At 62.4% G+C, this 25,820-nt stretch carries 25 protein-coding genes and 1 pseudogene; 16 read left to right on the forward strand and 10 right to left on the reverse strand.

Annotated features, from left to right (window positions below; genetic code table 11):
- Positions 1-39 precede the first annotated feature (39 nt).
- A complete protein-coding gene (gene eno / locus V1273_RS19185) occupies positions 40-1,323 on the reverse strand; it encodes a phosphopyruvate hydratase (RefSeq protein ID WP_334362877.1) in 1,284 nt (427 codons plus the stop codon).
- A gap of 178 nt (positions 1,324-1,501) precedes the next feature.
- Here eno and V1273_RS19190 point away from each other — a divergent pair, with 178 nt between their 5' ends.
- The 7 genes and pseudogenes from V1273_RS19190 (at position 1,502) to V1273_RS19220 (ending at position 7,095) form a co-directional block, all read left to right on the forward strand.
- The gene (locus V1273_RS19190; RefSeq protein ID WP_334410565.1) at positions 1,502-2,488 is read left to right on the forward strand and encodes a Vgb family protein; all 987 of its coding nucleotides are present in this window, start codon (positions 1,502-1,504) and stop codon (positions 2,486-2,488) included.
- Positions 2,485-2,856: a c-type cytochrome gene (locus V1273_RS19195; RefSeq protein ID WP_334362879.1), complete on the forward strand. Its 372-nt coding sequence runs from the start codon at positions 2,485-2,487 to the stop codon at positions 2,854-2,856. The genes V1273_RS19190 and V1273_RS19195 overlap by 4 nt, the downstream gene beginning before the upstream one ends.
- A 56-nt stretch (positions 2,857-2,912) precedes the next feature.
- Positions 2,913-3,377 (forward strand): preQ(1) synthase, encoded by a 465-nt coding sequence (queF, locus tag V1273_RS19200; RefSeq protein ID WP_334362880.1) that lies wholly within the window; start codon positions 2,913-2,915, stop codon positions 3,375-3,377.
- Positions 3,378-3,618: 241 nt separating this feature from the next.
- The gene (locus V1273_RS19205; RefSeq protein WP_334362881.1) at positions 3,619-4,500 is read left to right on the forward strand and encodes an FkbM family methyltransferase; all 882 of its coding nucleotides are present in this window, start codon (positions 3,619-3,621) and stop codon (positions 4,498-4,500) included.
- A 47-nt stretch (positions 4,501-4,547) separates the two neighbouring features.
- Positions 4,548-4,766, forward strand: a pseudogene (locus V1273_RS19210) (preQ(1) synthase); the annotation flags it as partial.
- A 162-nt stretch (positions 4,767-4,928) separates the two neighbouring features.
- Positions 4,929-6,515 carry a tetratricopeptide repeat protein gene (locus V1273_RS19215; RefSeq protein WP_334410566.1) on the forward strand — a complete coding sequence of 529 codons (1,587 nt, stop codon included), beginning with the start codon at positions 4,929-4,931 and terminating at the stop codon, positions 6,513-6,515.
- A gap of 19 nt (positions 6,516-6,534) precedes the next feature.
- A complete protein-coding gene (locus V1273_RS19220) occupies positions 6,535-7,095 on the forward strand; it encodes a hypothetical protein (RefSeq protein WP_334410567.1) in 561 nt (186 codons plus the stop codon).
- A 27-nt stretch (positions 7,096-7,122) separates the two neighbouring features.
- On the opposite strand, the gene V1273_RS19225 is transcribed toward V1273_RS19220, so the two are convergent.
- The 7 genes from V1273_RS19225 to secG form a co-directional block, all read right to left on the reverse strand.
- Complete coding sequence (locus V1273_RS19225; protein WP_334412241.1) at positions 7,123-8,073, reverse strand: ABC transporter substrate-binding protein; 951 nt, start codon at positions 8,071-8,073, stop codon at positions 7,123-7,125.
- A gap of 134 nt (positions 8,074-8,207) precedes the next feature.
- The gene (locus V1273_RS19230) at positions 8,208-9,974 is read right to left on the reverse strand and encodes an adenylate/guanylate cyclase domain-containing protein (RefSeq protein ID WP_334410568.1); all 1,767 of its coding nucleotides are present in this window, start codon (positions 9,972-9,974) and stop codon (positions 8,208-8,210) included.
- 255 nt (positions 9,975-10,229) lie between these two features.
- Positions 10,230-11,405, reverse strand: a complete 1,176-nt coding sequence (locus tag V1273_RS19235) for an MFS transporter (RefSeq protein WP_334384226.1) — start codon at positions 11,403-11,405, stop codon at positions 10,230-10,232.
- 14 nt (positions 11,406-11,419) lie between these two features.
- The gene (gene kdsA, locus V1273_RS19240) at positions 11,420-12,286 is read right to left on the reverse strand and encodes a 3-deoxy-8-phosphooctulonate synthase (protein ID WP_442893750.1); all 867 of its coding nucleotides are present in this window, start codon (positions 12,284-12,286) and stop codon (positions 11,420-11,422) included.
- 78 nt (positions 12,287-12,364) lie between these two features.
- Complete coding sequence (locus V1273_RS19245) at positions 12,365-12,691, reverse strand: NIPSNAP family protein (protein ID WP_334362888.1); 327 nt, start codon at positions 12,689-12,691, stop codon at positions 12,365-12,367.
- Positions 12,692-12,890: 199 nt separating this feature from the next.
- Complete coding sequence (locus V1273_RS19250; protein WP_065747222.1) at positions 12,891-14,522, reverse strand: CTP synthase; 1,632 nt, start codon at positions 14,520-14,522, stop codon at positions 12,891-12,893.
- A 167-nt stretch (positions 14,523-14,689) separates the two neighbouring features.
- A complete protein-coding gene (gene secG / locus V1273_RS19255) occupies positions 14,690-15,067 on the reverse strand; it encodes a preprotein translocase subunit SecG (RefSeq protein ID WP_334382096.1) in 378 nt (125 codons plus the stop codon).
- Positions 15,068-15,294: 227 nt separating this feature from the next.
- Here secG and V1273_RS19260 point away from each other — a divergent pair, with 227 nt between their 5' ends.
- Positions 15,295-15,861: a helix-turn-helix domain-containing protein gene (locus tag V1273_RS19260; protein WP_334362889.1), complete on the forward strand. Its 567-nt coding sequence runs from the start codon at positions 15,295-15,297 to the stop codon at positions 15,859-15,861.
- A 2-nt stretch (positions 15,862-15,863) separates the two neighbouring features.
- Entirely contained in the window at positions 15,864-16,397 is a 534-nt protein-coding gene (locus tag V1273_RS19265) for a GNAT family N-acetyltransferase (protein ID WP_334410570.1), read from the forward strand.
- A gap of 61 nt (positions 16,398-16,458) precedes the next feature.
- On the opposite strand, the gene tpiA is transcribed toward V1273_RS19265, so the two are convergent.
- Positions 16,459-17,211 carry a triose-phosphate isomerase gene (gene tpiA / locus V1273_RS19270; protein ID WP_334410572.1) on the reverse strand — a complete coding sequence of 251 codons (753 nt, stop codon included), beginning with the start codon at positions 17,209-17,211 and terminating at the stop codon, positions 16,459-16,461.
- A 252-nt stretch (positions 17,212-17,463) separates the two neighbouring features.
- Here tpiA and V1273_RS19275 point away from each other — a divergent pair, with 252 nt between their 5' ends.
- The 5 genes from V1273_RS19275 to V1273_RS19295 all read left to right on the forward strand — a co-directional run bounded on the left by V1273_RS19275 (position 17,464) and on the right by V1273_RS19295 (position 22,241).
- Entirely contained in the window at positions 17,464-19,365 is a 1,902-nt protein-coding gene (locus V1273_RS19275; protein ID WP_334410574.1) for a peptidylprolyl isomerase, read from the forward strand.
- 155 nt (positions 19,366-19,520) lie between these two features.
- The gene (gene trpD, locus V1273_RS19280) at positions 19,521-20,534 is read left to right on the forward strand and encodes an anthranilate phosphoribosyltransferase (RefSeq protein WP_334362894.1); all 1,014 of its coding nucleotides are present in this window, start codon (positions 19,521-19,523) and stop codon (positions 20,532-20,534) included.
- Positions 20,535-20,552: 18 nt separating this feature from the next.
- Complete coding sequence (gene trpC, locus V1273_RS19285) at positions 20,553-21,374, forward strand: indole-3-glycerol phosphate synthase TrpC (protein ID WP_334410575.1); 822 nt, start codon at positions 20,553-20,555, stop codon at positions 21,372-21,374.
- A gap of 3 nt (positions 21,375-21,377) precedes the next feature.
- Positions 21,378-21,878 (forward strand): cyclic pyranopterin monophosphate synthase MoaC, encoded by a 501-nt coding sequence (gene moaC, locus V1273_RS19290; protein WP_334410576.1) that lies wholly within the window; start codon positions 21,378-21,380, stop codon positions 21,876-21,878.
- Positions 21,879-21,986: 108 nt separating this feature from the next.
- Complete coding sequence (locus tag V1273_RS19295; RefSeq protein ID WP_334362898.1) at positions 21,987-22,241, forward strand: hypothetical protein; 255 nt, start codon at positions 21,987-21,989, stop codon at positions 22,239-22,241.
- A 61-nt stretch (positions 22,242-22,302) separates the two neighbouring features.
- On the opposite strand, the gene V1273_RS19300 is transcribed toward V1273_RS19295, so the two are convergent.
- Complete coding sequence (locus V1273_RS19300) at positions 22,303-22,896, reverse strand: CGNR zinc finger domain-containing protein (protein ID WP_334410577.1); 594 nt, start codon at positions 22,894-22,896, stop codon at positions 22,303-22,305.
- Between the two features lie 113 nt (positions 22,897-23,009).
- Between V1273_RS19300 and V1273_RS19305 the strand changes: the two genes are divergently transcribed.
- Positions 23,010-24,434: an amidase gene (locus V1273_RS19305; protein ID WP_334410578.1), complete on the forward strand. Its 1,425-nt coding sequence runs from the start codon at positions 23,010-23,012 to the stop codon at positions 24,432-24,434.
- Positions 24,431-25,714, forward strand: coding sequence for an MFS transporter (locus V1273_RS19310; RefSeq protein ID WP_334410579.1), 1,284 nt, complete (start codon positions 24,431-24,433; stop codon positions 25,712-25,714). The genes V1273_RS19305 and V1273_RS19310 overlap by 4 nt, the downstream gene beginning before the upstream one ends.
- Positions 25,715-25,820 lie beyond the last annotated feature (106 nt).

Raw genomic sequence — 25,820 nt, forward strand, 5'->3', positions numbered from 1 at the left:
TCCCCCTGGTGTTCCGTCCTATCTGGTTGCGCCGATGCGTTATGCCAAGGCCTTCAGCGCCGATTTGCCGGCATATTTTGCCTGATTGCCGAGTTGCTGCTCGATGCGCAGGAGCTGGTTGTACTTGGCGGTGCGATCGGAGCGCGCCAATGATCCGGTTTTGATCTGGCCGCAATTGGTGGCGACCGCGAGATCGGCGATGGTGGAATCTTCCGTCTCGCCGGAACGGTGCGACATCACGGAAGTGTAGCCGTATTTGTGCGCCAGCTCGACGGCGGCGAGCGTCTCCGTCAGTGTGCCGATCTGGTTGACCTTGATCAGGATCGAATTGGCGCGGCCGTTCTTGATGCCGTCGGCAAGGCGGGTGACGTTGGTGACGAACAGGTCGTCGCCGACGAGCTGGCACTTCTTGCCGATCAGGTCGGTCAATTCCTTCCAGCCGTCCATGTCATCCTCTGACATGCCGTCCTCGATCGTGACGATCGGATAACGCGAGACGAGATCGGCGAGATATTTTGCCTGCTCGGAACGCGAGCGGGTCTTGTTCTCGCCGCCGTAGACGTAACTGCCGTCCTTGAAGAACTCGGTGGCCGCGCAGTCGAGGCCGAGCATCACATCGCTGCCCGCCTTGTAGCCGGCCTTGCCGATCGCGCTCACCACGAACTCGAGGGCTGCGTCCGCCGACGGCAGGTTCGGCGCAAAGCCGCCCTCGTCACCGACATTGGTGTTATGGCCGGCCTTCTTCAGTTCGCTGCGCAGCGTATGGAAGATTTCCGAGCCGCAGCGCAGTGCCTCGGCGAAGCTCGCGGCGCCCACGGGAAGGATCATGAATTCCTGGAAATCGATTGGGTTGTCGGCGTGCGCGCCGCCATTGATGATGTTCATCATCGGCACCGGCAGCGTCCGCGCCGAGGTGCCGCCGACGTAACGATAGAGCGGCATGTCGAAGGATTCGGCCGCTGCCTTGGCGCAGGCCAGCGAGACGCCGAGGATGGCATTGGCGCCGAGCCGGCTCTTGTTCGGCGTGCCGTCGAGATCGATCATGATCTGATCGATGTGGACCTGGTCCTCGACGGCCTGATCGCTCAGCGCCTCGAAGATTTCGCCGTTAACGGCTTCCACCGCCTTTTGCACGCCCTTGCCGAGATAGCGCTGCTTGTCGCCGTCTCGCAGTTCGACCGCCTCATGGGCTCCGGTGGACGCACCGGAGGGAACAGCCGCGCGGCCGATCGAGCCGTCTTCCAGCACCACATCGACTTCAACGGTGGGATTGCCACGGCTATCGAGAATTTCACGGCCAATGATGTCGACGATGGCGGTCATGTCTTAAACTTTCCTGGGAATGGGTGGTCCGGTTTCGGGGGCGGTCTTACACGGGGAGCAAGCAAATGTGAACGCTTGAGGAATGGCCTTTTCCGGACGGCACCGCCTGGTCAGGATAAACTGCTCCAGAGTTGATATCGGCGTCCAAACCTTCACGTTCACAAGCAGGGGTAACGCAATGAACCGCCGTCAGTTTCTTAAAAGCACCACTGCTGGAATTTTCGCTGCCCCCGCCCTTCTGCGCGCGGCTGCCGCGCAGGAAGGCCCGTTCCCGGTCAAATATTATCCGATCGACGCCGGCGTCGGCCTGCACGACGTCACGCCCGCGCGCGATGGCGCGATCTGGTTCACCGGTCAGCGCAATGGAACGTTGGGGCGATTAGACCCACGGGACGGCGCCTTCAAATTAATCAATCTCGGCAAGGGCGCATCGCCGCATGGCGTCGTGATCGGCCCCGACGGCGCGCCGTGGGTGACCGAGGGCGGACAGAACGCGATTGCGCGCGTCGACCCGGACGACCACAAGGTGACGCTGTTCCGTCTGCCCGAAAAGGAGGCCTACGCCAACCTCAACACCGGTGTGTTCGACAAGAGCGGCATCTACTGGTTCACCGGCCAGTCCGGCATCTATGGCCGGCTCGATCCGAAATCGGGCGAAATGACCGTGTTCAAGGCGCCGCGCGGCGTCGGTCCTTACGGGATCACGGTCACCCCGAAGGGCGAGATCTGGTACGCCTCACTCGCCGGCAATCACATTGCAAAGATCGATCTGGCGAGCGGCCAGGCGACCATCGTCGAACCGTCAACGCCAAAGCAGGGCGCGCGGCGGGTGTGGTCGGACTCCAAGAGCCGGATCTGGGTCAGCGAATGGAACAGCGGCCAAGTGTCGGTGCACGATCCCGCCGACGGCTCCTGGAAGGCCTGGAAGCTGCCCGGGAGCAATCCGCGGGCGTATGCCGTCTATGTCGACGACAAGGACAAGGTCTGGCTCACCGATTTCGGCGCCAATGCCATCGTGCGCTTCGATCCCGTAACGGAAAAATTCAACGCCTTCCCGAGCGACAAATCGGGTGCGAATGTGCGCCAGCTCGACGGCCGGCCCGGCGAGACCTGGGGCGCTGAATCCGGCAATGGCCGGGTGGTCGTGATACAGACGGCCCCGTGAGGCGCTTCGTCGTCCTGTCGCTGTTACCCCTTCTCCTGCCCGCTCCCGCCACCGCGGAAGACGGCGCGCGGGCGTTCGCGCCCTGCCGCGCCTGCCATAGCCTCGATCCCGCGGAGCGCGGCCTGCCCGGTCCCAACCTGTCGGGTGTGATCAGACGCCCTGTCGGCAGCGACGCCGGATTCGACTATTCGCCGGTGCTGCGCAAGGCGCGCGACGATGGATTGCGCTGGGACGTGAAGCGGCTGGAAGCCTTCCTCGCCGATCCCGCCGCAATGTTTCCGGGATTGTGGATGTCGATGCGCGGGATCGAGGACGCCGCCGAACGGCAGGCGCTGGTGCGGTTTCTTGGCGACCCAGCCTCGCGCTGACGGTTGACGATCACCCCTGCAGCGTTCATGTCAGCGCTCGCAACAGGACGATCATGATGGCCAAGAAATCATTGCCCACATCATTGCAGCTCGGCCGCGCCGTGGAATGGCCTGATAGCCCGGAAAAGGCGCAGCTCGACCGCGTGCCCAATCCGCAAGCCGGCACCAATTATCTGGTTCGCTTCACCGCACCGGAGTTCACTTCGATCTGCCCGGTGACGGGTCAGCCGGATTTCGCGCATCTTGTGATCGACTATGTGCCGGGACAATGGCTGCTGGAATCCAAATCGCTAAAGCTCTATGTCGCGAGCTTTCGCAATCACGGCGCCTTCCACGAGGATTGCACGGTCATGATCGGCAAGCGGATCACGGCCGAGATCAAGCCGAGATGGCTGCGCATTGGCGGCTACTGGTATCCGCGCGGCGGCATCCCAATCGACGTGTTCTGGCAGACGGGCAAGCTGCCCAAGGATGTGTGGGTGCCCGATCAGGGCGTCGCGCCCTATCGCGGGCGGGGGTAGGCACGCCAAGCGTCCGGGCATGGCTTGAACGCCTTCCGCTGCGCGCGCGGAATTTTCAGAAGACGCTTCTAGTGAGGCTCAATTGAGAAATAAACGGCCGCGACAATGATGATTGCATACATCGCAGGCGCAGAAAATTCACGGCTGAGAAAAAAACTCTCGAACGATTGACGCCACAGATTAGTCAACTGCCAGCCACAGATCGTCCGCATGTTCGCGACATCACGTTCGCGAGGCCGCCATGATTGCTCGGAAGACCGCCCGCTTCCTCCTGAAATATGCATCGAGCGATCCGCTCAGGCTTGCCGATATCGTACAGCGCCGCGCGATCGAGCAGTTCAGAACGCCGCCGACGGGCCTCGTGACCACGCGCTTCAATGGCGTGCATTACGAGATCGACATGTCATTGCATCGGCTGATGAAGAAGTACTTTTTCCATACCCACGAAATGTTTCTCGAACGCATCTTCAAGCGCTACCTGGCTCCTGGCAATATCTTCGTCGATATCGGCGCCAATTGCGGCTACTGGTCGGCCTATAGCTTGTCGCTCGTGGGCCAGAGCGGCGAGGTGCACGCCTTCGAGCCGGTGCCGCAATATTTCACCTTTGTCCGACGGCTCGCGGAGCTCAATCCCGGTTATCGGATCGTCGCCAATCAGGTTGCCTGCGGCGCGCGGCTTGGCGCCCTCACGATGGCCGTCGTCGCGCCACGCGTGGAGAATTTCGACAATTACGATATCAACATCGGGTCGAGTTCACTTGCTACCGGCTTCCTCGAACACGCCAGCGAGCTCACGGAAAATATGACCGTTGAGGTTATCGCCCTCGATAGTTATGTACGCGAGTGGAAAATCGATCTCGATCGCGTCAGCCTTATCAAGATCGACGTCGAAGGTTTCGAGGCTGAGGTCTTCGACGGCATGCAAGGCGTGCTGGCAAAGAGCGGTCGCAAAGTGCCGATCCTGTGCGAAGTCCTCACCGATCTGAATCGCCCCGAGCCGCTGGACGGCAGACGGATCATTGAACGCCTTGAGGATTGTGGCTACCGCTGCCTCGATGCCACGAATTTGCGACCGATCGATCGTAATGCGCTTGGTTTTGAAGAGAACATTCTCTGCCTCTGACACTCAACTATCTTTCATCAAACTTGCATCAATCCGAATTTGGCTGCGTCGCGAGCTTTCGCAATCACGGCGCCTTCCACGAGGATTGCACGGTTATGATCGGCAAGCGGATCACGGCCGAGATCAAGCCGAAATGGCTTCGCATCGGCGGCTACTGGTATCCGCGCGGCGGCATCCCGATCGACGTGTTCTGGCAGACGGGCAAACTGCCGAAGGACGTGTGGGTGCCCGACCAGGGCGTCGCGCCCTATCGCGGGCGCGGCTAAGCGCCAACCAGAAGGTGGATGCGCAGCTGACCTCCGAGAACGTTTGAGCTCAAGGGGCCGAAAGGTCAGTTGCGCTGCCACGATCCACATATCCATTCAAGCGCAGGCGCAAAAGTCGTATAGTGCATCTATTCTCTATTCTTTTTCAAAGGGAGGAAGGCCATGCGGAAGTCTCTCCTCGGGTTTACGGTCGCAGCTCTCACCCTATCGACATCCCAGCCATCTTTCGCGCAACAAGATGTCGATCAGCAGCTCGGCCAAGTGCACTTTAAAATCTCTTGCAATGAAGTGGCGCAGCGACGCTTCGATCGCGCGATGCGCTATCAGCACTCCTTTTGGTACGTCAACGCCAAAGAGATCTTTGACGAAGTGATCGAGGCCGACCCCAAATGTGCCATGGCATATTGGGGCATCGCGCTCACGCTGATGGATAACCCGCACAACGCAATCCCGCGGCCGAATCTCGCGCCCGGCCTTGCCGCCATCACCAAGGCCAAGGAAATCGGGGCCAACACCGAGCGCGAACGCGACTACATCGATGCGCTTATGGTGATGTACGCGGATTACGACAAAGTGCCTCATGCCCAGCGCATGCGCGCCTTCCGGGATGCCCAGGCGAAACTCGCAGCGAAATACCCAGACGACGACGAGGCTCAGATCGCCTATGCGATCACGCTCAACACGTCGGCGGACATGAACGACAAGACTTACACACAGCAGAGCAAGGGCGCCTCAATTCTCGAGCCGATCTCCGTTCGGCTGCCGCAGCATCCGGGAGTGACGCACTACCTGATCCATCTCTACGATTATCCGGCGACCGCGCACAAAGGTCTCGATGCCGCCAACCGCTACGCCAAGATCGCGCCGGCCGCGCCGCACGCCCAGCACATGCCGTCGCACATTTACACCCGCGTCGGCTACTGGAAGGAATCGATTGCTTCCAACATCGCGTCCGTACAGGCAGCCAAGGCCGAGAAGTCGGTCGGCAACTATCTGCACGCCCAGGATTACATGGTTTACGCACACCTTCAACTTGCCCAAGACCAGCAGGCGCGCGTTGTCATGGACGACATGGCAAGAGAGACCAACTTCAAGGCCACGGTCGCGGCAGCCGACTACGCGCTGGCGGCTTCACCGGCCCGTTATGCGATCGAGCGCGGTGACTGGGAAGCCGCCTCACAACTAACTGTCAGGCCGAGCGGCTCACACTTCGCGACAGCGACCTCGCACTTCGCCCGCGCTCTCGGCGCCGCCCGCTCTGGCAAGCCTGAGGCTGCCAAGGCCGACGTCGAAAAACTTGCTGAATTGCGCGACAAGTTGCGCGACGCCAAGGATATCTATTGGCCGGAAATCGTCGACATTCAGCGTCAGGTCGCGGTTGCCTGGGTGCTTCACGCGGAGGGCAAATACGATGAGGCGTTTAAGGCCATGAGCGCTGCAGCGGACGCCGAGGACAAGACCGAGAAGCACGCGATCACGCCGGGCCCGCTGGCACCGGCGCGCGAGCTCTACGGCTTCATGCTGCTCGATCGCGGCATGGCCAAGGAGGCGCTTGCGGCGTTCGAGGCCACCAAGGCCAAGGAGCCGAACCGTCTCCAAGGCTATGCAGGCGCCGCCAAGGCCGCCGACACGCTCGGTGACAAGGCCGCGGCACGAGACAACTATCAGCAACTCGTGACGCTGACGGCGAATGCCGACACGGAACGGCCGGAAGTCGCGGCGGCGAAGAAACATCTCGCCAGCAACTAGTCCAACCAACGGTGGTGCGATGAGGCGGGTAGGTCGTGTCGCCATTATAGCAGCGTCGCTGGGAGTTGTGCTGGCGGCGCTGCTGGCATGGTCTGGTCTGCCACAGAACGCGGCCGCAACTGCGACCGCGCCGGTATGGACCGAGATGGCCTGGCCCTTCCCAAGCGATCCCTTCGGGAAGGGAAAGGCGTTCCGCTGTAAGGCGGCGGATTGCGGCGCAGAGGTGAACATCTATCTGCGTGCCAAGATCGGCTTTTGCAATTGCACGACCGGGATAGCCGATGACGACGACGTTGATCGCATGGGAGATCTTACGCTCGTCGGCGAAGCCTCGCCGCTCGGCACCAGCCGTCCGATCAGAATTGCGTGGATGGACGGCCGCAGCCGCGCTTACACGCTCAACGCTCGCAATCCGCTTGGCAAGACGGCGATCTCGGTCGTTTTCAGGGAACGCTGCGACATGATCGCCGCGACTGCCGTGCTCGGCCACGACCGGCCAGCAGCTATCGAGCCGAGCGTGATCGAATTTCTCAATGGTAGCACTGTGATGCGCTGGGCCGAGATCACGCTGGGCCTCTGATCTGACCTCGCAGTGGGAACGGATCTCTCACTCAATCACCTCATCAGCACCGCTGACGAATGAAGGCGAGAACTCCCGCCCCAATAGCTTCGCCGCCTTCATGTTGATGATGAACTCCACCTTGGTGACAAGCTGTACCGGAAGGTCGGAGGGCTTCTCGCCTTTCAGGATCCGCCCGGCATACATGCCCGCGCGTCGATGCGATTGCGCAAAGTCTCCCCCATAGCTCATCAAGCCGCCTGCCATGGGGAAGTCCCGGGACTGAGTAATTGCCGGCACGCGATATTTCATTGCGAGTTCGGCCAACTGTCTGCTGCGGAATGCAAAATAGGGGTCCGATGTAAAGACGAGCCCGCCCGCTTCCTCGGCCGCGCCAGAGAAAATCGGTTCGAATTCCTTCTCGGTACTTGCGTTCACCACCTGCAGAAGGATCCCCAAGGTTTCGGCGGCCGAACGCAGCTTCCGCAATTGTGAATTGGCGGTTGGGCTCGTAGGATTGGCGACCACCGTCAGTTTTGCCGCGACTGGCAGCACTTCATGCATCAGCTCAAGCCGTTTCGGCGACACGTCGACGCTCAGGCTCGAAACCCCCGTGATATTGCCGCCCGGCCGCGACAGGCTGTCCACGACACCCAACTGAACGGGGTCGCCACCCATCTCAAAGACGATTGCATTGTTGGAGGCAGCAGCTTTCACAGCGAGTGCCACCTGCGCGCCGCCGGGCGCGACGACAATGTCGACATTGCGCGCAACGAGGTTGGCAGCCAGGGCAGGCAATCGGGTGTACTGCCCTTGGGCCCACTGATAGTCGATGGCGACATTGCGGCCTTCGACAAAGCCAGCTTCACGAAGTCCTTCATGGAAAGCTTTCAGCCGGCTGGCAAACAGCTCGGGAGATTCCGCGCAGAGATAGCCGATGACCGGCATCGTTGCCTTCTGCGCATGTAGCGGGGTCGTCCAAGCGGCGGCGCCCGCCATCAACGCAAGCAAGTCTCGTCGCCTGACGCATCTGCCGGACGTCATTGCGTTGAACTTGGCGCTCGTCATGCTTTCACCGATTGGCCGTGTTTCGGACGCCGCCCCCAGCATATCCCGTGAAGTTGACCTAGTCCCTAACGGATTACGCCAGACCCCTGCGGCTTGATGTCGGCCACGGTGTCGAAGGAAATTCCGAATACCGGAATAGCTTCGTCAAATCCCTTGATTTGGCGGTCGCCAAGTCGCTCCAGGGGACGCTTGCCCCTAACGCGTTCGGCGACTTCAGCGTCTATCAGGATTTCCCGGTCTGCCGCCGATGCGCATAGACGTGCCGCCAGGTTCACCACACTGCCGATGGCGGTGTAATCGAACCGGTCCGCGTATCCGATCCGTCCAACGGTCGCTGCCCCGCTGGCAAGACCGATCCCGAAGCCAACCTGGTAGCCTCGGGATCGCCAGCCGGCGATGAGTCGCTGCACGCTCTTCTGCATCTCTACGGCCAGATCGACAGCCCTTAGTGCCGGTTCTTCAACGGGCACGGGAGCGTTCACGAGAACCATAAGGCCGTCTCCCGAGAAACTGATGAGTGTCGCCGCAAATTGCGTAATGGCTTTGCCAAGGACCTCATAGTACTCCGACAGCACGTTCATGACTTCCTCTGGTGCAAGTGCTGCGGAAAATGCGGTGAAGCCTCGCAAGTCGCAAAATATGACGACGACTTCAGCGCGGCGCCCGTCCAATACACTGTCGTCGCCCGCTCGATCGACGAGGTCGGCCACCTGCGGTGCGAGGAATCGCTTGAGCTTCGCTATCCGCTCCTGGTGCTCCTGCCCCAGCGCCAACTCGGCAGCCATCTTGTTAAAACTGTTTGCAAGACGCTGAAACTCGTCGCCGGTCTCGATGGAAATGCGGTGGTCGAAAGAGCCGGCCCCGATCCTCTCAGTCCCTTCCTCGAGAACCCTTATTGGTTCGGTCATCCGGTGCGCCAGTGCGTAGGCAAGCAACGCGGCAAATATCGTACCCGCGGCGAGAAGCGTCGCGGTCCGCCATAAGGCTGCATAGATGGGCGCGTAGGCTTCAGACAGCGGCTGTTCGACTATTACTGTCCAATCGGGGCCCGCAACGGGAGCAGCGACGGCGGCAATCTCACGGCCTTCCGCATCTCGGCTCGTCGCAAAGCCTGCCCCCGCCGGGCCGATTGCGTCGCGTATGATACGGAACGGCCTGGAGGTCGCTTCCTCCGCCCCACGGAGGACAAGACTGATGTCGGGATGCGCAATGAGCCGACCCGGTCGGTCCAGGACGAAGGCAAAGCCACTCTTTCCCACTTTTATCGCTGAAATCACATCCCAGATCAGCTTGAGATTGACTTCCGCGACAACCGCGCCGACCGATGGGCGGTTGCCAACCACCGCAACCGTCAGGTGCGGTTCAGAGCCTCGATGGTAGCTTACATCGCTGAACCAGACTTGTGCCGAGCGGGCGCCAACTACCGCAGGATCAGCGGATCGGTCCGCGCGGCTTTCAATTCGATTGAGCCCGATCCGTGAGACATAGAGGCGTTCGAGGCCCTTGTGATCGATGAGCGCCAGATCGACGATGGCAGGAGCTTGCCGAAGCAAGCGCAACGCCTCGGTCCGCCGACGTTCGTCTGGCTCGTCGCTCCAGGGAACCTGGACAAACCAGCCGAGCTGGTTTGTGATGCCGAAGATGAAGTCATGGATTTCGGCCGCGGCAGACGTTGCTTGAACGCCGAGCAACTGATCAAGCCTCGCTCGCTGGTCGCGATAGCCAAACCAGGCTTCGATAATACCGTTAACCGCGAGCGGAATCGCGACGGCCATAAACAGCACAAGCAAGTACTTCTGGAAAAGGCCGCGAAAACGTTCTCGGACAATCATCGCTGGTACCAATACAAAAGAAAGTCAAAAACTGCATTGCTTCGGCGGTCCACCGGCAATCTTTATCACAGACTCCCAAGCATACAGCCGCTCCGAAGGATATGGCGGCGAGCGAGTCCCGTTTTCTTACATTTTAAGGTCGTCCCGAGGTCGAAATCCCGGCCCTGCGTCGACATCCGGACCGGTTACGACAAGAAGGCTATGTCACGGCGGTCTATCTTATCGAGCGCATCGTCGGATTGTTTTAGACCGGCGCTACTTCGCCGCCGCATCCGCCGGCCGCGTCTGGCGCAGCAGTTTGGCACAGACAAAGCCGAGCGCGATCATCACGGCCGCCGCCGCGAGCAAGGCTGGGACCTTCCCGGCATGCTGGATGCCGAAACCGTAAGCGATCGGGCCGACGGTCTGCCCCATGAAGAAAAAGAACGCGTGCAACGACAGTGCAGTCGCGCGCGCCTCCGCCGACAATTCGCTGGCAAATACCTGCAGACTGCCGTGGATCATGTAGAAACCCCAGCCCATGAAGATCAGGCTGAGCGTTTGCAACTTCCATTCCGGACCCATCGCCACTGCTATGAGCTGGACACCGACCAGCGTGCCTCCTCCGATCATCATCCCGTTGACACCGATCTTCGGCAGAAGCCGCGACACTGTCATGGTGTAGAACAGGCCGCCGACCGCAAAGCCCGCGATAACGATGCCCGCGATCGACAACGAGGTTTGTCCGAGGTCGAACAAGAAAGAGGCAATGAACGGAAACAAGCCGAGCACGCAGCAGCCTTCGATAAAGACGGCCGCGTAGCAGATGCGCGCGTTCGGGTTGGTGAAAATCGTGCGATAGCCCTGTTTGAGGGCTGACAGGCTGGTCCGGGGCGGATGTGTCAGCGCCGCGCCGCGGAATCCGATCGCAACCACGATCGAGGCCAGCACGACGATCCCACCGAGCACAGCCAGCACGCCGCGCCAGCCGAGGAAATCGCCGATCAGGCCGGACACCGTAGCGCCCAGAAGATTGCCGGTCATGGCGCCAGCCAGCGTACGCCCAATCGCGACCTGACGCTTCTCGGCACCAACGAGATCGCTGGTCAGCCCCAGCGCGATCGGAAACACGCCGCCCGAACCGATGCCGGCCAGAATTCGGCTCGCAAACAATAGCGGGAACGAGGTCGCCATCGCGCCGAGAATGTTGGCGAAGCCGAGCAATGCCAGGCAGACGATCATCAGCCTCGCCTTGCCGAAAATGTCGGCAAAGGCGCCAAGCACCGGCTGGATCACGGCAAAGGTGAAGGCGAAGGCGGCGGCGAAACTCGCGGCTGTGGCGATGCTGACCGAAAAATCCTCGGCCACATGCGGCAACACCGGATCGAGCGCGCGGGCAGACAGGGCTGCCGAAAAGGTCGCGAGCGCAATGATGTTGAGCGCCGGCGGCATGGCGCTGGCGGCGGTCACGACGGGGCGTTCTTGGCCAGCGCGTCAAAACCCATCAGCGTCTTCACCAAGGATTCGAACTCGCGCAGCGGCACCATGTTGGGTCCATCCGACGGCGCGCGGTCCGGATCAGGATGGGTCTCGATGAACACACCGGCGACGCCGACGGCGACCGCGGCGCGCGCCAGCACCGGAACGAATTCGCGCTGGCCGCCAGACGAGGTGCCCTTCCCGCCCGGTTGCTGCACCGAATGGGTGGCGTCGAAAATGACGGGCGCACCCGTCGTCTGCGCCATGATCGGCAGCGCACGCATGTCGGAGACCAGCGTGTTGTAGCCGAACGACGCGCCGCGTTCGGTAACCAGCACGTTCGGATTGCCGCCGCCGGTGATCTTGGTGACGACGTTGGTCATCTCCCACGGCGCGAGGAACTGGCCTTTCTTGACGTTGACGACCTTGCCGGTCGCGGCCGCCGCAAGCAGCAGATCGGTCTGCCGGCACAGGAAGGCCGGGATCTGCAGCACATCGACTGCCTCTGCCGCCTCGGCGCATTGGGCGGTCTCGTGCACGTCGGTCAGCACGGGTAAACCGAGCGAGGAGCGTATCTCGGCGAAGATCGGCAAGGCCTGCGCCAAGCCAATTCCGCGCGCGGCCGAGCCCGACGTTCGATTGGCCTTATCGAAGGAGGTCTTGTAGACGAGGCCTATGCCGAGCCGGCCTGCGATCTCCTTCAGCGCAGTCGCCACTTCGAGGGCGTGCGCACGGCTTTCGAGCTGGCATGGTCCGGCAATGATCGAAATCGGCAGATCATTGCCGAATCTGACCGGACCGACCGAGACGACCGGGGCTGCGTTGGGTTTCGCGTTCAAGGGATTTTCCTTCATAACTGGCGCGGACCATGCCGGTCCGCGCTTTCAGGATCAACCCCGTTTAACCCCCGAATATAAGGGTTGCGCCCGCGACTATTTTACCGCGGAGAACGCCGTCGGCACCAAGAGCTGGCTGACGATGTTGTCGATGATCTGGCCGTCCTCCTCGCTTCTAGCGCGGCCGGCGATCCAGTCGGGATCAGACTGGAATGCGGTCCATTTCTTCTCGCGTTCGGCGAGCGAGTCCCAGGCGATGAAATAGGTCAGCTCCTGATTGGAGGTGCCGATCAGCGTGGTGTAGAAGCCGGCCTGCTTGATGCCGTGCTTGTCCCACAGCTTCAGCGTCAGCGTATCAAAACGCTTCATCAGCGCCGGCAGGCGGCCCGGCAGACAGCGATAGACGCGCATTTCCATGATCATCGGCTTTGCTCCCAAGGTTATTGTTCTTGCGGTAACGGGAGCGGTTTGTCGCAATAATTGACGCATTCGTCAAAGGCGGGGGCATAGCCGTAGGGTGGGCAAAGCGCAGCGTGCCCACCATTCACGGGGGATTATTGCGGATAGATGGTGGGCACGGCGCAATTGCGCCTTTGCCAACCCTACGATTCCGCAAGCAGGTCTAGACCAGCCGGCTCTGCACCACCGCGGCCTGAATGAACGATGCAAATAGCGGATGGGGCTCAAAAGGCCGCGACTTCAGCTCGGGGTGGAATTGCACGCCGATGAACCAGGGATGGTCCTCGTATTCGACGATCTCCGGCAGCACGCCGTCGGGCGAAAGGCCTGAGAAGCGCAGGCCGTGCTGTTCGAGTCGGTCCTTGTACGCGGTGTTGACCTCGTAGCGGTGGCGGTGGCGTTCGGAAATCTCGGTGGCGCCTCCATAGACGGCCGAGACGCGGCTGCCGCGCTTGAGCGTCGCGGGGTAAGCGCCGAGCCGCATGGTGCCGCCGAGATCGCCGGACTGCGAGCGCTTCTCCAACTCGTTGCCACGCAGCCATTCCGTCATCAGTCCGACCAGCGGCTCCTTGGTCGGGCCGAACTCGGTGGAGTTGGCTTCCTCGATGCCGACGAGATTGCGGGCGGCTTCGATCACCGCCATCTGCATGCCGAAGCAGATGCCGAAATACGGAACGTCGCGAACACGGGCGAACTGCGCCGCGCGGATCTTGCCCTCGGCGCCGCGCTGGCCGAAGCCGCCGGGCACCAGAATGCCGTTGACATGTTCGAGGAACGGCGCGGGATCTTCGTTCTCGAACACCTCGCTCTCGATCCAGTCGAGATTGACCTTCACCTTGTTGGCGATGCCGCCATGGGAGAGCGCCTCGATCAGCGATTTGTAAGCGTCCTTCATGCCGGTGTACTTGCCGACAATGGCAATCGTCACAGCGCCTTCCGGGTTACGGACGCGCTCGTTGATGACGTTCCAGCTTTGCAGCGCCGGCGGAATTTTTGGCGTGATGCCGAAGGCGGCCAGCACCTCGTCGTCGAGACCTGCGGCGTGATAGGCCTCGGGGACGGCATAGATGTTGTCGACGTCCCTCGCCTCGATGACGGCGCTTTCGCGCACGTTACAGAACAGGCCGAGCTTGCGTCGCTCTTCCTTCGGGATTTCACGGTCGGTGCGGCACAACAGGATATCGGGCTGGATGCCGATCGAGCGCAGCTCCTTCACGGAGTGCTGCGTCGGTTTTGTCTTCAGCTCGCCGGCGCTCGGAATGTAGGGCAGCAACGTCAAATGAATGTAGACGGCGTGATCGCGCGGCAGCTCGTTCTTGAGCTGACGGATCGCCTCGAAGAACGGCAAGCCCTCGATGTCGCCGACGGTGCCGCCGATCTCGACCAGCACGAAGTCGTACTCATCATTGCCGGAGAGAACGAATTCCTTGATCGCGTTGGTGACGTGCGGGACGACCTGGATGGTCGCGCCGAGATAATCGCCGCGGCGTTCCTTGGTGATGATGTCCTGGTAGATGCGCCCGGTGGTGATGTTGTCGGCCTTGGTCGCCGGACGCCCGGTGAAGCGCTCGTAATGGCCGAGATCGAGATCGGTCTCGGCGCCGTCATCGGTCACGAACACTTCGCCGTGCTGATACGGCGACATCGTTCCGGGATCGAGGTTGAGATAAGGGTCGAGTTTGCGGAGACGGACCTTGTACCCGCGAGCCTGCAGCAGGGCACCGAGTGCCGCCGAAGCCAGACCCTTTCCGAGCGAAGAAACCACGCCGCCGGTGATGAATATGTACCGCGCCATGGGATTCTACCTTTAAGGCCACAGCCCCGATTCTCCAAAACGAATCGCATGCACGGGCAAACATTTTGCCGGCCTGTGGGTGACGTGAATTTTAAAGCGATTTCAGAGCATTGATGGGAAATTCTGATGCAGGCCGGTAGAGGGCCGCCCTGCATGGCCACCCTGCTTTATTGCGAACGCGGCGCCTGCGGACCCGACTGGCCCTGCTGCTCATCCACCTTCTTAAGCGTATCGAGCACGCCGCCGGAGGTCGGCGGAGCGACCGGCGTCGCGCCACCCGGCTGGGACTGCGTCGTCGGTGTACCGAGGATCGACGCGGGCTTGCGATCAACGCCCGCGAGCCAGGCCAGCGTCATGCTGGTCACGAAGAAAAGGCCCGCCAGGACTGCCGTGGTGCGAGTCAGCAGGTTGGCGGTGCCACGACTCGACATGAAGCCGGCGCCGCCGCCCATGCCGAGGCCGCCGCCTTCGGATTTCTGCAGCAGCACCGCGCCGATCAGCACGGCGACGATCATGAGGTGAACGACGATAATGACGGTCTGCATCTCAAAACCTTCCGTCACAAGCGAAGAGCGCCGGGCTTCGGCTGCACCAAGAGCTTGCGGGTTTTCCTGAAGTTGCGCGGTGTTACACGATCGGACGGGGCATTGTCACCCCCAACCGCCGCCGTGGAGATAATTGCCGCAGGCGCCACGGCAAGGCTGCCCACGCCTCCCGCCCGATGATCGCATCCGGCACTTGAGATCGCGACAATTTCTCTTATAATAGACAAATGGATACTTTAGCAGACGATCTCAGCGCCCGGCTCGCCCACCGCCTGCGGCTCGAACGCGACAGCCGCGGCTGGTCGCTGGCAGATCTCGCCGAACGCTCCGGCGTATCAAAAGCCACCATCAGCAAGATCGAGCGCGCCGAAGTCAGCCCGACCGCGGTGGTGCTGGTTCGGCTCGCCAGCGCCTTCGATCTCACCCTCGCCGGCCTGATGCTGCGCGCCGAAGGCCAGGGCGGGCGTCTTTCGCGCGCCGCCGAGCAACCGGTGTGGCGCGATCCCGAGACCGGCTATTTGCGCCGGCAGGTGTTCAACCGGCCCGATCACCCCATCGAGGTCGTCAAGGTCGAGATGCCGCCGAAGCAGCGCGTGACGCTGCCCGCGTCGTCCTACGCCCACATCCGCCAGGTCCTCTGGGTGTTGTCGGGCGCGCTCGTGCTCATCGATGGCGGTGAACGCCACGAACTCGGGCCCGGCGACTGCCTCGGATTCGGTCCGCCGGCGGAAGTGACGTTCGCCAACGAAACGACATCTCCTTGCGTCTATGTCGTAGCGCTAGCCCGGAGCTGAGGATGTCGCCGATCAGGATCGAAGCGCTGACGTCCTCGCCCGTCGTCTGGACCGCGTTGAGCGAAATGCTGATGGAGACCGTCGCGCATGGTGGCTCGGTCAGCTTCATGCACCCTCTGCCCTTGGCGGCAGCAGAAGCGTTCTGGCGCGACTCGCTTGCATCTGCCGGCCGCGGCGAGCGCATCGTGCTCGGCGCGTTTGATGGCGATGACCTGATCGGCACTGTTACGCTGCTGCTCAATCTGCCGCCGAACCAGCCGCATCGCGCCGAGATCGCAAAGATGATGACGCGTGTCAGTCACCGCCACCGCGGGATCGCCACAGCGCTGCTGCGCGAGGCCGAGCGGTTGGCGATCGCGCGCGGGCGCTGGTTGCTGGTGCTCGACACCGCCGAGGACGAAGGCGCGGCCGGACTATATGAGCGGATGGGATTCAAGCTAACCGGGGTCATTCCGGACTACGCGCTCAAACCCTATGGCGGGCTGACGGGCACGCTGATCTACTGGAAGCGGTTGCAGGAAGGCGTGCCCGCCTGAGACTTTTTGAATAGACGCATTTTCTTGACGCGAACCGGTCCCCACTTCGCTTGAAAACGCTCTAACACGCCTCCGCAATCGCCAGAAAGTCCACAGCTTTCAGGCTGGCGCCACCAACCAATGCGCCGTTCACATCGGCGACCGCCATCAGTTCCGCTGCATTGGAAGGTTTGACCGATCCGCCATAGAGAATCCGGATCTTGCTGCCTTCGGCCTCAAATCGGCTGATGAGAACATCGCGGATAAAGCGATGAACTTGTTCGACATCTTTTGGTGTCGGCGTCAGACCGGTGCCGATCGCCCAGACCGGCTCATAGGCCACCACCAGATTGGCTGATGTCGCGCCGTCCGGCAGCGAACCGGCGAGTTGCCCGCCGCAGACATCCAGCGTCTGGCCGGCATCGCGTTGCTTCTGGGTCTCGCCGATGCAGACGATCGCCACCAGGCCCGCCCGCCATGCTGCTTCAGCCTTCTGCCGCACCAACGCGTCGGTCTCGCCATGATCGGCACGCCGCTCCGAATGCCCGACGATGATGGCACTGGCGCCGGCATCCGCCAGCATCTCCGCCGAGAGATCGCCGGTATGGGCGCCCGAGGCCTTGGCGTGGCAATCCTGCGCCCCGACGGCGAGTTTTGAACCGAGCGCCCTGTCGGCAAAGCCGCCGATCAGGGTGGCCGGAGGGCAGACCAGCAGGTCGGCCTTGCCGGCCAACGCTCCTGCACCGGCGATCATGGCTTCGAATTCACCCAAGGAAGATTTCAGGCCGTTCATTTTCCAGTTGCCGGCGATCAGCGGCCGGATGGCATCGGTCATGTCGATTGTCCCGCAAATGTCAGCGTTCTAGATGCGCTAGCAGAGCCACGCCGCCAGTTCCAGATACCGGTCGGGCGATCCCCGGGCCATTAACCGCTTCAAATAGCCCGCATGGGCGAGGTTGCGAGGGGGGCGCGGCCACTTTATGATGCGTTTTCAACTCGGTGACGCCTTGTTGCGGAATTCGGTCCCGGATCGAATTCCCTTGGGCACGACCCGGTTCCCCCTCTCCTTTAAAAACAAGTTGGACCCATGCTTCGAGGAATTCGGAAAGCCTCATCAAACTGGCTCGGCAAGGTTGTCATGGCCGTCGTGATGGGCGTTTTGATTGTCAGTTTCGCAGTTTGGGGTATTGCCGACATCTTCAAGGGATTTGGCCAGTCGTCGCTCGCCACGATTGGCAAGACCGAGATTTCGACGGAGCAATTCCGCCAGATCTACACGGAAAAGCTGCAGCAGCTCGGCCGCAATTTCGGCCGTCCGCTGACCCCTGAACAGGCCCGCGCCTTCGGGCTCGATCGGCAGGTGTTGCAACAGACCATCGCCGAAGCCGCGCTGGATGAGGAAGCCCGGCGCATGGGGCTTGCCCAGTCGCAGGACGAAGCCATGCGGCAGATCTACAGCGATCCGAATTTTGCGGGATTGGGCGGCAAATTCGATCCCGCTCGCTTCCAGGCCACGATCCGGCAGTTCGGCTATACCGAGCAACGCTATCTGGCGGAACGCCGGCGGATCGGGCTGCGGCGCCAGATCGTCGGCGCCGTCTCGGCCGGGGCGGAGCCGCCGAAGGTCCTGATCGAGGCGCTCGCCCGCTTCCAGAACGAGCAGCGCTCGATGGAATACGTCAAGCTCGACGCGGCGCAGGCCGGCACGATCGATCCGCCTTCGCCCGAAGCGCTGGCAGCCTATTTCGAGGAACGCAAAACCCAATTCCGCGCACCCGAGTACCGCAAACTGTCCTTTGTCATGATCAGCCCCGAAGAGATCGGCAAGTGGACCGAGGTCTCCGACGAGGATGCGAAGAAGGCCTTCGAGCAGCGCCGCGACCAGCTCGGGACGCCGGAAAAGCGCGAAGTGTCGCAGATGTTTTTTCCGAACGAAGGCGAAGCGCAGGCCGCGCGCAGCCGCATCACGTCCGGAACATCGTTCGACGAGGTCGCCAAGGAGCGCAACCTCAATCTGGCCGACGTCGATCTCGGCATGATCGCAAAGAACGCGATCATCGATCCGGCTATTGCGGATACCGCGTTCTCGCTGCAGTCAGGCGAAGTCAGCCAGCCGGTGCAGGGCCGGTTCGGCGTGGCGCTGGTCAAGGTCGGCAAGATCGAGCCGGGTGTGACGCCGACCTATGAAAGCGTCGCTGCGCAGGTGAAGAAGGAAATCGCGACCGAACGCGCGCGCGCCAAGGTCAACGAAATCCAGAACAAGATGGAAGACGAACGCAGCGGCGGCGCCAATGTGGTCGAGGCTTCGCAGAAGCTCGGCCTCACCCCCGTCACGATCGAGGCCGTCGATCGCTCCGTCCGCACGCCCGACGGCCAGCCGGTGGCGAATATTCCGCGCGGCCTCGACGTGGTTTCGCAGGCCTTCAACAGCGATATCGGCGTCGACAACGAACCGATCCAGTTTGCCGGCGGCTATGTCTGGTACGACGTGCTCGGCATTACGCCCTCGCGTGAGCGGTCGCTCGACGAGGTGCGGAGCCAGGTCGAGGCAAAATGGCGCGAAGACCAGATTTCGAGCAAGTTGCGCGCGAAGGCAACCGAGATGGTGCAGAAGGTCGAGCAAGGCAGCACGCTCGCCGCCGAAGCGGCTGCCGCCGGAGTGGGGGTCGAGACTGCCACCGGTTTCCGCCGCGACGCCTCGCTTTCAGGCGTGGCGTCCGCCGCCATCACGGCCGCATTCCGGACGCCCAAGGACGGCGTCACGCAGACGCCGGGCACCGGTGGCAGCGAGTGGATCGTGTTGCGCGTGACCGACGTGACGGTGCCGCCGGTCGACATGGCCTCCGATGAGCTGAAGAAGTTGAAGGAGACGTTGCAGCGCGGCCTGACCGACGAGCAGATCGCGCAGTACGTGACCAAGATCGAATCCCAGATTGGCACCTCCATCAACGCGGCCGCCTTCGCGCAGGTGACGGGCGCGAACAATTGAGCATAATAACTCACCTCATCCTGAGGAGCGGCCACCTGGCCGCGTCTCGAAGGATGAGAGCCGGCCTCATGGTTCTCCGAGCGATGCGAAGCATCGTCCGGAGACGGCGCAAGAACGCCGCCTCACCATGAGGTCTCGATTTTGAAAGCCAAACGATGGACGACCTCAAATCTATCATCGGAAAAGTAGCCACCGGCGCGACGCTGTCGCGTGACGAGGCAGCCTCCGCCTTCGATGCCATGATGTCCGGCGAGGCCACGCCCTCGCAGATGGGCGGGCTATTGATGGCGCTCAGGGTTCGCGGCGAAACCGTCGACGAGATCACCGGCGCGGTGGCGGCGATGCGTAGCAAGATGCTGCGAGTGAAGGCGCCTGCGGACGCGGTCGACGTGGTCGGCACCGGCGGCGACGGCTCCGGTTCGGTCAACGTCTCGACCTGCGCGGCCTTCATCGTCGCAGGCGCCGGCGTGCCCGTCGCCAAGCATGGCAACCGCGCGCTGTCGTCGCGTTCGGGGGCTGCCGACGTGCTGGCCTCCCTCGGCGTCAAGATCGACCTCACGCCCGACCAGGTCGGCCGCTGTGTGCAGGAGGCCGGCATCGGCTTCATGTTCGCGCCCGCGCATCACCCCGCGATGAAGAATGTCGGCCCAACCCGCGTCGAGCTCGCCACCCGCACGATCTTCAATCTGCTCGGGCCGCTCTCCAATCCGGCCGGCGTCAAGCGCCAGATGGTCGGCGTGTTCTCCAGGCACTGGGTGCAGCCACTGGCGCAAGTCCTGAAAAATCTCGGCTCTGAATCCGTCTGGGTCGTCCACGGTTCCGACGGGCTCGATGAAATCACCCTCACCGGCCCGAGCTTTGTCGCCAGCCTCGACAACGGAAAGGTCACCACCTTCGAGGTGACGCCGGAGGACGCGGGCCTCACCTGCTGCAATGTCGACGCGCTTAGGGGCGGCGATGCGGACGCCAATGCGCTGGCGCTGCAAGGCGTGCTCAACGGCAAGCCCAGCCCCTATCGCGACGTCGCGCTCCTCAACGCTGCAGCGGCGCTGATCGTGGCCGGCCGTGCCAGGGACCTGAAGGAAGGCGTCGCGATCGGCGCGAAATCGCTCGATAGCGGCGCGGCGGCGGCACGGCTGAAGCACCTGATCGCGGTCTCACGCGGCTGATCTGAGGGGCGGTAAGAGATGTCCGATATCCTGACGAAGATCGAGGCCTACAAGCGCGAAGAGATCGCTGCGGCCAAGCGCGCGCATCCGCTCGCCGAAGTCGAGGCTCGGGCGAAAGCGGCCCAGCCACCACGCGGCTTCGTCCGCGTCATTCGGGAAAAACTCGCCCGTGGCGACTACGCGCTGATCGCCGAGGTAAAGAAGGCCTCGCCGTCGAAGGGGCTCATTCGCGCCGATTTCGATCCGCCGGCGCTGGCCAGGGCTTACGAGGCCGGCGGCGCGGCGTGCCTATCGGTACTGACGGACGCGCCCTCGTTCCAGGGCCATCTCGATTTCATGGTCGCGGCGCGCGCGGCAACCAATCTGCCGGTGCTGCGCAAGGACTTCCTGTTCGACACCTATCAGGTGGTGGAAGCCCGCGCCCATGGCGCAGATTGCATCCTGATCATCATGGCTGCACTCGACGATAGCGCCGCGAGGGATATCGAGGACGCGGCGATTGCGCTCGGCATCGACGTGCTGATCGAAATCCACGACCGCACCGAGCTCGACCGCGCGCTAAAACTTCGTTCTCCGATGATCGGCGTCAACAACCGTAACTTACGGACCTTCGAGACCACGCTTGCGACCAGCGAGGCGCTGGCGCCGCTGATCCCGCGTGACCGCCTGATGGTCGGCGAAAGCGGTATCTTTACGCCTGATGATCTCGCCCGCCTCGAGCGCGTCGGCATGTCGACCTTCCTGGTCGGCGAAAGCCTGATGCGACAGGCCGACGTGACCGCGGCAACCCGCGCATTGCTGACGCGTTCCGATACGGCCCGCGCGACCGGGACCGGCTAGCAGATGGCGCGGAAGGCTTCCAAGGGCGGCGCCCTCACCCATATCGATGCCGCCGGCGAAGCGCGGATGGTCGACGTCTCCGCGAAGGCAGCGACCGAGCGCACCGCCATCGCCGAGGGGCGTGTCGTCATGGCCAAGGCGACGCTCGATCTGATCGTCTCCGGCAATGCCAAGAAGGGCGACGTGCTGGGCACGGCCCGCATCGCCGGCATCATGGCGGCAAAGCGCACATCGGAATTGATCCCGCTGTGCCATCCGCTGGCGCTGTCCAAGGTGACGCTCGACATCACGCCTGACAAAAAACTTCCGGGCTGCATCGTCCGCGCCACCGTCAAGGTCACCGGCCCGACGGGCGTCGAGATGGAGGCGCTGACGGCGGTGTCGGTCGCGTGCCTGACGATCTACGACATGATCAAGGCGGTCGAGCGCGGCGTTCGCATCGAAGGCCTCCATCTCGTCGAGAAGAGCGGCGGCAAGTCCGGCCATTATCGCGCGGAGCGGTGAGCCCCGACACGGCGTAGCCCTCGTCACGCGCGTGTGACTGGCGCGGCGAGGAATGCGCTCCGATCGCGCGGGGTTGTCTTCATCGGGACCGTTACAAGGAGGAATCCGATGTCGATCTACAGGCTTGTTGGCGCGGCGACCGCGTTGGCCGTGATCTCGGCACCTGCGATGGCTCAGCAGGTGATCTACGAACCCGGCTATTGCGCGTTCTACTATCCGAACGCCAATTGTCAGAACAACGGTCCGGGTAATCCTTCCGATCCGCGACGATTCAGCCAGGGACATGTCGTGCCGGATGGCTCCGCCACGGCTGGCACTGTAGTGAAGAAGCGCGCGAAGCGACCCCCGACATCCATGCGGTAACGGCTTCGCCACCTTTCGCGAGATCGTGCAATTCTGCGGAGCCAGCGCGTCGATCGACGGCCTATTCAGCGTTGCGCTGGCGCTCGCGATAATTCCTTGTCTTCATGCGGTTCCCGCACAATGACGACATGCACCATCGCCGGGTGGCGGGCTTCGAACGATCGAAGAACACGCGGCGGCATTCGTCGGAAGCGCACATTTTCAGCCGATCAAGCGTTCCATTTCTGGAGCCGTCGTAGAGTTCCGCAACGACCGATGAGAGCCCCGCCAGCGCATCGTCACGCGCTGCCTCAAGCACCATGCCGCCGTCATCCCTTGCCGTCGCGAGCAGCGGAAACAGTTTGAGCACTTTATTCAGTGCGCGGACCGAATCCCTATTCTTGCCTCGCTCAGGCGGATCACGCTGCAGATAGTCGCGGATCAAGTGCCTCAGCTCAAGCGCGGTTGCGTGCATCGTCGGCGAAACCCTCGCGTCGACGAGCAACAGTCCACGTTGCCGCATCCACACTGCGAATTCCCTAGCGTTTGCCAGTTCATCACCTTGCGGATGCCGCACGCCATGATGCGTGAAATGCCGTAGGTCGAGCGTATTGGCGAAATCGTAGAGATTGGCCAACTCGTCGGGAACCTTGAACTGTCTGGACAGTTTCGACATTGCAGCACCAGTAAATCATCTTTACTGGTTGACATCAATAGACACCAGTATAATATTTATACTGGTGTTGTCCCTCGCGAGAAGATTCCAGCCGCATCGCTGACGGAGACAGAATGGATATTGGCACCGACGATCTGCACTACCTTGAACTCACGGAGCTTGCGGCATGCATCAGGGCCCGCAAGATTTCTCCGCTGGAAGCAACGCGCGCGCAACTCGATCGCATCGCCGCTCTGGATGGCGAACTCGGCAGTTATGTCCGGGTGATGGCCGATGCTGCGATGGCGCAAGCCGAAGCAGCCCACGCCGAAATCGCAGCAGGCCGGTATCGCGGACCGCTCCACGGTATTCCGATTGCGGTGAAGGATCTATTTTGGACAAGGAATGTTCCAACCGCTGCCGGTACCGTCGTCCACAGCGATTTTCGGCCCGATGAAGACGCAACCGTCGTGCACCGCCTGAATGAAGCCGGCGCAGTCGTGCTGGGGAAGCTGCAACTCACGGAAGGCGCCTATTCCGACCACCATCCATCTGTAACGCCGCCGAAGAATCCGTGGAATTCGGAGTATTGGCCGGGCATTTCATCAAGTGGCTCGGCAGCCGCTACTGCAGCGGGGCTCTGCTATGGCTCGCTCGCGTCCGATACCGGCGGTTCGATCCGCTGGCCATGTGCCGCCAATGGTCTTACCGGCTTGAAGCCAAGTTGGGGACGCGTCAGCCGCCACGGCGTGTTTGAACTGGCAGCGACATTGGACCATGTCGGGGTCATTGCGCGGAGCGCGATGGATGCCGGCGCCATGCTTGGCGTCATCGCCGGGCGCGATCATGCCGATCCGACAGCCGTCCTCGATCCTGTGCCCAACTATCTGGCTGCGGCGGAGCAGGACGTAAGAGGCCTGCGGATTGGCTTCGACCCGAAGTGGAGCAGCGACGGCGTAGACGTTGCGACCCAACAGGTGCTGGGCGAAGCAATCAAGGCGTTACGTGCGCTTGGCGCTGACATCGTCGATGTGCGGTTTCCCGACGTGAAGCAGGCCGTCGCCGACTGGGTTCCGAATTGCGCGGTGGAGGCCGCGGTCGCGCACGATGCAACTTATCCCGCGCGCAAAGATGAATATGGTCCGATCCTCGCCACCGTTATCGAGGCAGGCCGCGCGTTGTCCGCTTCCGACTACCAGAGGATCCTGCTGCGGCGGCTGGAATTGCGCGGCCGGATCGCATCGCTGTTCGAGACAATCGATCTGCTGCTCATTCCGGTTCACCCATTCCCACCCTTGACGCTCGCCATGATACGAACGCTCGGCGACCGGCCGGACCTGATCGCCAGATTGCAGGAATACACCTGCCCGTTCAACATGACCGGTCACCCCACGATCACGCTGCCCGGCGGTTTTTCCGCAACCGGAATGCCGATCGCGTTTCAGCTTGTAGCCGCCGATCTGGACGAAGCCACGCTGATACGCGCTGGCGCAGCATTCCAGAGGGACACATCCTGGCATCGCCGCCATCCGTCGCTGAGCCCATGGAGGCAACATTGAGTGCCCAGTCGGCGTTGCCCAATTCCCGCATCTTCTATGGATGGTTTGTGGTGGCTGCCGCTTTTGCCGTGACCTTTGTCGGCTTCGGCTCCGCCTATACGTTCGGCGCGTTTCTCGACTCGTTGCAGCGTGATTTCGGCGCCTCGCGTGGTTCGGTGTCGCTGATATTTTCGTTGGCCGGCTTTCTCTATTTCGGCCTCGGCATCGTCAGCGGTCCCCTCGCCGACCGCTATGGCTCGCGCCGTCTCGCGCTGGCGGGCATGCTGCTGATCGGCCTCGGGCTTGCCGCGGCAAGTGCCGCGCGCAACCTGGTCGAGGTGTACGCAGCCTACGGCCTTGGCGTCGGACTCGGCGTCGGCTGCGCCTATGTCCCGGCGGTCGGCGCGGTACAGCGCTGGTTCGTGCGGCGGCGGGGCTTTGCCTCTGGTCTCGCCGTGAGCGGGATCGGGGTTGGCACACTGGTGATGCCGGCGCAGGCAACGTTCCTGATCGAGACGCTCGGATGGCGCGGCGCCTATCTTGCGCTCGGCGCATTCGCCGCGATTGTCGGCGGGGGGATGGCGCTCCTTCTCGAGAACGATCCGCGCGGCCGGGGCCTCAATCCCGACGGCGATCCACTCCAGCAGGGAGCCATGTTGACACGGGCCGAAGGTGCGTCGGTGCGCGAGGCGATCCGGTCGCGACGCTTCATCTCGCTATACGCCGCCTGCCTGATCTGCTCGTTCGGCTTGTTCGTGCCGTTCGTGCATCTCGTTCCCTATGCCGGGGACCACGGCGTCCCGGCCACATCCGCCGTGCTGCTGCTCGGCATCATCGGCATCGGCAGCACGGCCGGCCGGTTTTTCCTCGGCGGTGTCGCCGACCGGATCGGCCGCCAGTCCGCCCTGCTGCTGCTCTTCGCAGGCATGGCGATCGCGTTAGCGATCTGGACGATCTCGACGACATTCTGGCCGCTTGCCATTTTTGCGTTCGTCTACGGCATGATTTACGGCGCCTGGGTCGCCGTGCTTCCGGCCGTGGTGATGGATTGTTTCGGCGGCCGCAACGTCAGCGGCATCATCGGCATTCTCTACACGAGCGTCGCCTTCGGAACCCTGATCGGTCCCAGCGCTGCCGGCTTCGCGTTCGATCTCACCCACGACTATACGCTGCCGATCCTGGCCGGCGTTGCCGCCAACATCCTTGCAGCGATCATCGTCGTCACGACCCGAATGCCTGGGGATGGCCGGAACCCGACCCTCCCCTGTGGTTGTCACAGCCCACACTCGCCACCGAGCTAACCATTCATTAACCAGACTTCCTAACGTCAATTCCATCTCGGCGCGGTATCGAATCTATTGGCCGGGTTTCGGAGAACGCCGCTTCCGGCAGTTCATTTCCCGGCCG

This window comes from Bradyrhizobium sp. AZCC 1721 (genome assembly GCF_036924715.1).
GTDB lineage: Bacteria > Pseudomonadota > Alphaproteobacteria > Rhizobiales > Xanthobacteraceae > Bradyrhizobium.

Coding starts and splice junctions, on each gene's coding strand:
- eno (WP_334362877.1), bottom strand. CDS start 1,323: ATGACCGCCATCGTCGACATCATTGGCCGTGAAATTCTCGATAGCCGT.
- V1273_RS19190 (WP_334410565.1), top strand. CDS start 1,502: ATGAACCGCCGTCAGTTTCTTAAAAGCACCACTGCTGGAATTTTCGCT.
- queF (WP_334362880.1), top strand. CDS start 2,913: ATGGCCAAGAAATCATTGCCCACATCATTGCAGCTCGGCCGCGCCGTG.
- V1273_RS19205 (WP_334362881.1), top strand. CDS start 3,619: ATGATTGCTCGGAAGACCGCCCGCTTCCTCCTGAAATATGCATCGAGC.
- V1273_RS19215 (WP_334410566.1), top strand. CDS start 4,929: ATGCGGAAGTCTCTCCTCGGGTTTACGGTCGCAGCTCTCACCCTATCG.
- V1273_RS19220 (WP_334410567.1), top strand. CDS start 6,535: ATGAGGCGGGTAGGTCGTGTCGCCATTATAGCAGCGTCGCTGGGAGTT.
- V1273_RS19225 (WP_334412241.1), bottom strand. CDS start 8,073: ATGGCGGGCGCCGCCGCTTGGACGACCCCGCTACATGCGCAGAAGGCA.
- V1273_RS19230 (WP_334410568.1), bottom strand. CDS start 9,974: ATGATTGTCCGAGAACGTTTTCGCGGCCTTTTCCAGAAGTACTTGCTT.
- V1273_RS19235 (WP_334384226.1), bottom strand. CDS start 11,405: ATGCCGCCGGCGCTCAACATCATTGCGCTCGCGACCTTTTCGGCAGCC.
- kdsA (WP_442893750.1), bottom strand. CDS start 12,286: ATGAAGGAAAATCCCTTGAACGCGAAACCCAACGCAGCCCCGGTCGTC.
- V1273_RS19245 (WP_334362888.1), bottom strand. CDS start 12,691: ATGATCATGGAAATGCGCGTCTATCGCTGTCTGCCGGGCCGCCTGCCG.
- V1273_RS19250 (WP_065747222.1), bottom strand. CDS start 14,522: ATGGCGCGGTACATATTCATCACCGGCGGCGTGGTTTCTTCGCTCGGA.
- secG (WP_334382096.1), bottom strand. CDS start 15,067: ATGCAGACCGTCATTATCGTCGTTCACCTCATGATCGTCGCCGTGCTG.
- V1273_RS19260 (WP_334362889.1), top strand. CDS start 15,295: ATGGATACTTTAGCAGACGATCTCAGCGCCCGGCTCGCCCACCGCCTG.
- V1273_RS19265 (WP_334410570.1), top strand. CDS start 15,864: ATGTCGCCGATCAGGATCGAAGCGCTGACGTCCTCGCCCGTCGTCTGG.
- tpiA (WP_334410572.1), bottom strand. CDS start 17,211: ATGACCGATGCCATCCGGCCGCTGATCGCCGGCAACTGGAAAATGAAC.
- V1273_RS19275 (WP_334410574.1), top strand. CDS start 17,464: ATGCTTCGAGGAATTCGGAAAGCCTCATCAAACTGGCTCGGCAAGGTT.
- trpD (WP_334362894.1), top strand. CDS start 19,521: ATGGACGACCTCAAATCTATCATCGGAAAAGTAGCCACCGGCGCGACG.
- trpC (WP_334410575.1), top strand. CDS start 20,553: ATGTCCGATATCCTGACGAAGATCGAGGCCTACAAGCGCGAAGAGATC.
- moaC (WP_334410576.1), top strand. CDS start 21,378: ATGGCGCGGAAGGCTTCCAAGGGCGGCGCCCTCACCCATATCGATGCC.
- V1273_RS19295 (WP_334362898.1), top strand. CDS start 21,987: ATGTCGATCTACAGGCTTGTTGGCGCGGCGACCGCGTTGGCCGTGATC.
- V1273_RS19300 (WP_334410577.1), bottom strand. CDS start 22,896: ATGTCGAAACTGTCCAGACAGTTCAAGGTTCCCGACGAGTTGGCCAAT.
- V1273_RS19305 (WP_334410578.1), top strand. CDS start 23,010: ATGGATATTGGCACCGACGATCTGCACTACCTTGAACTCACGGAGCTT.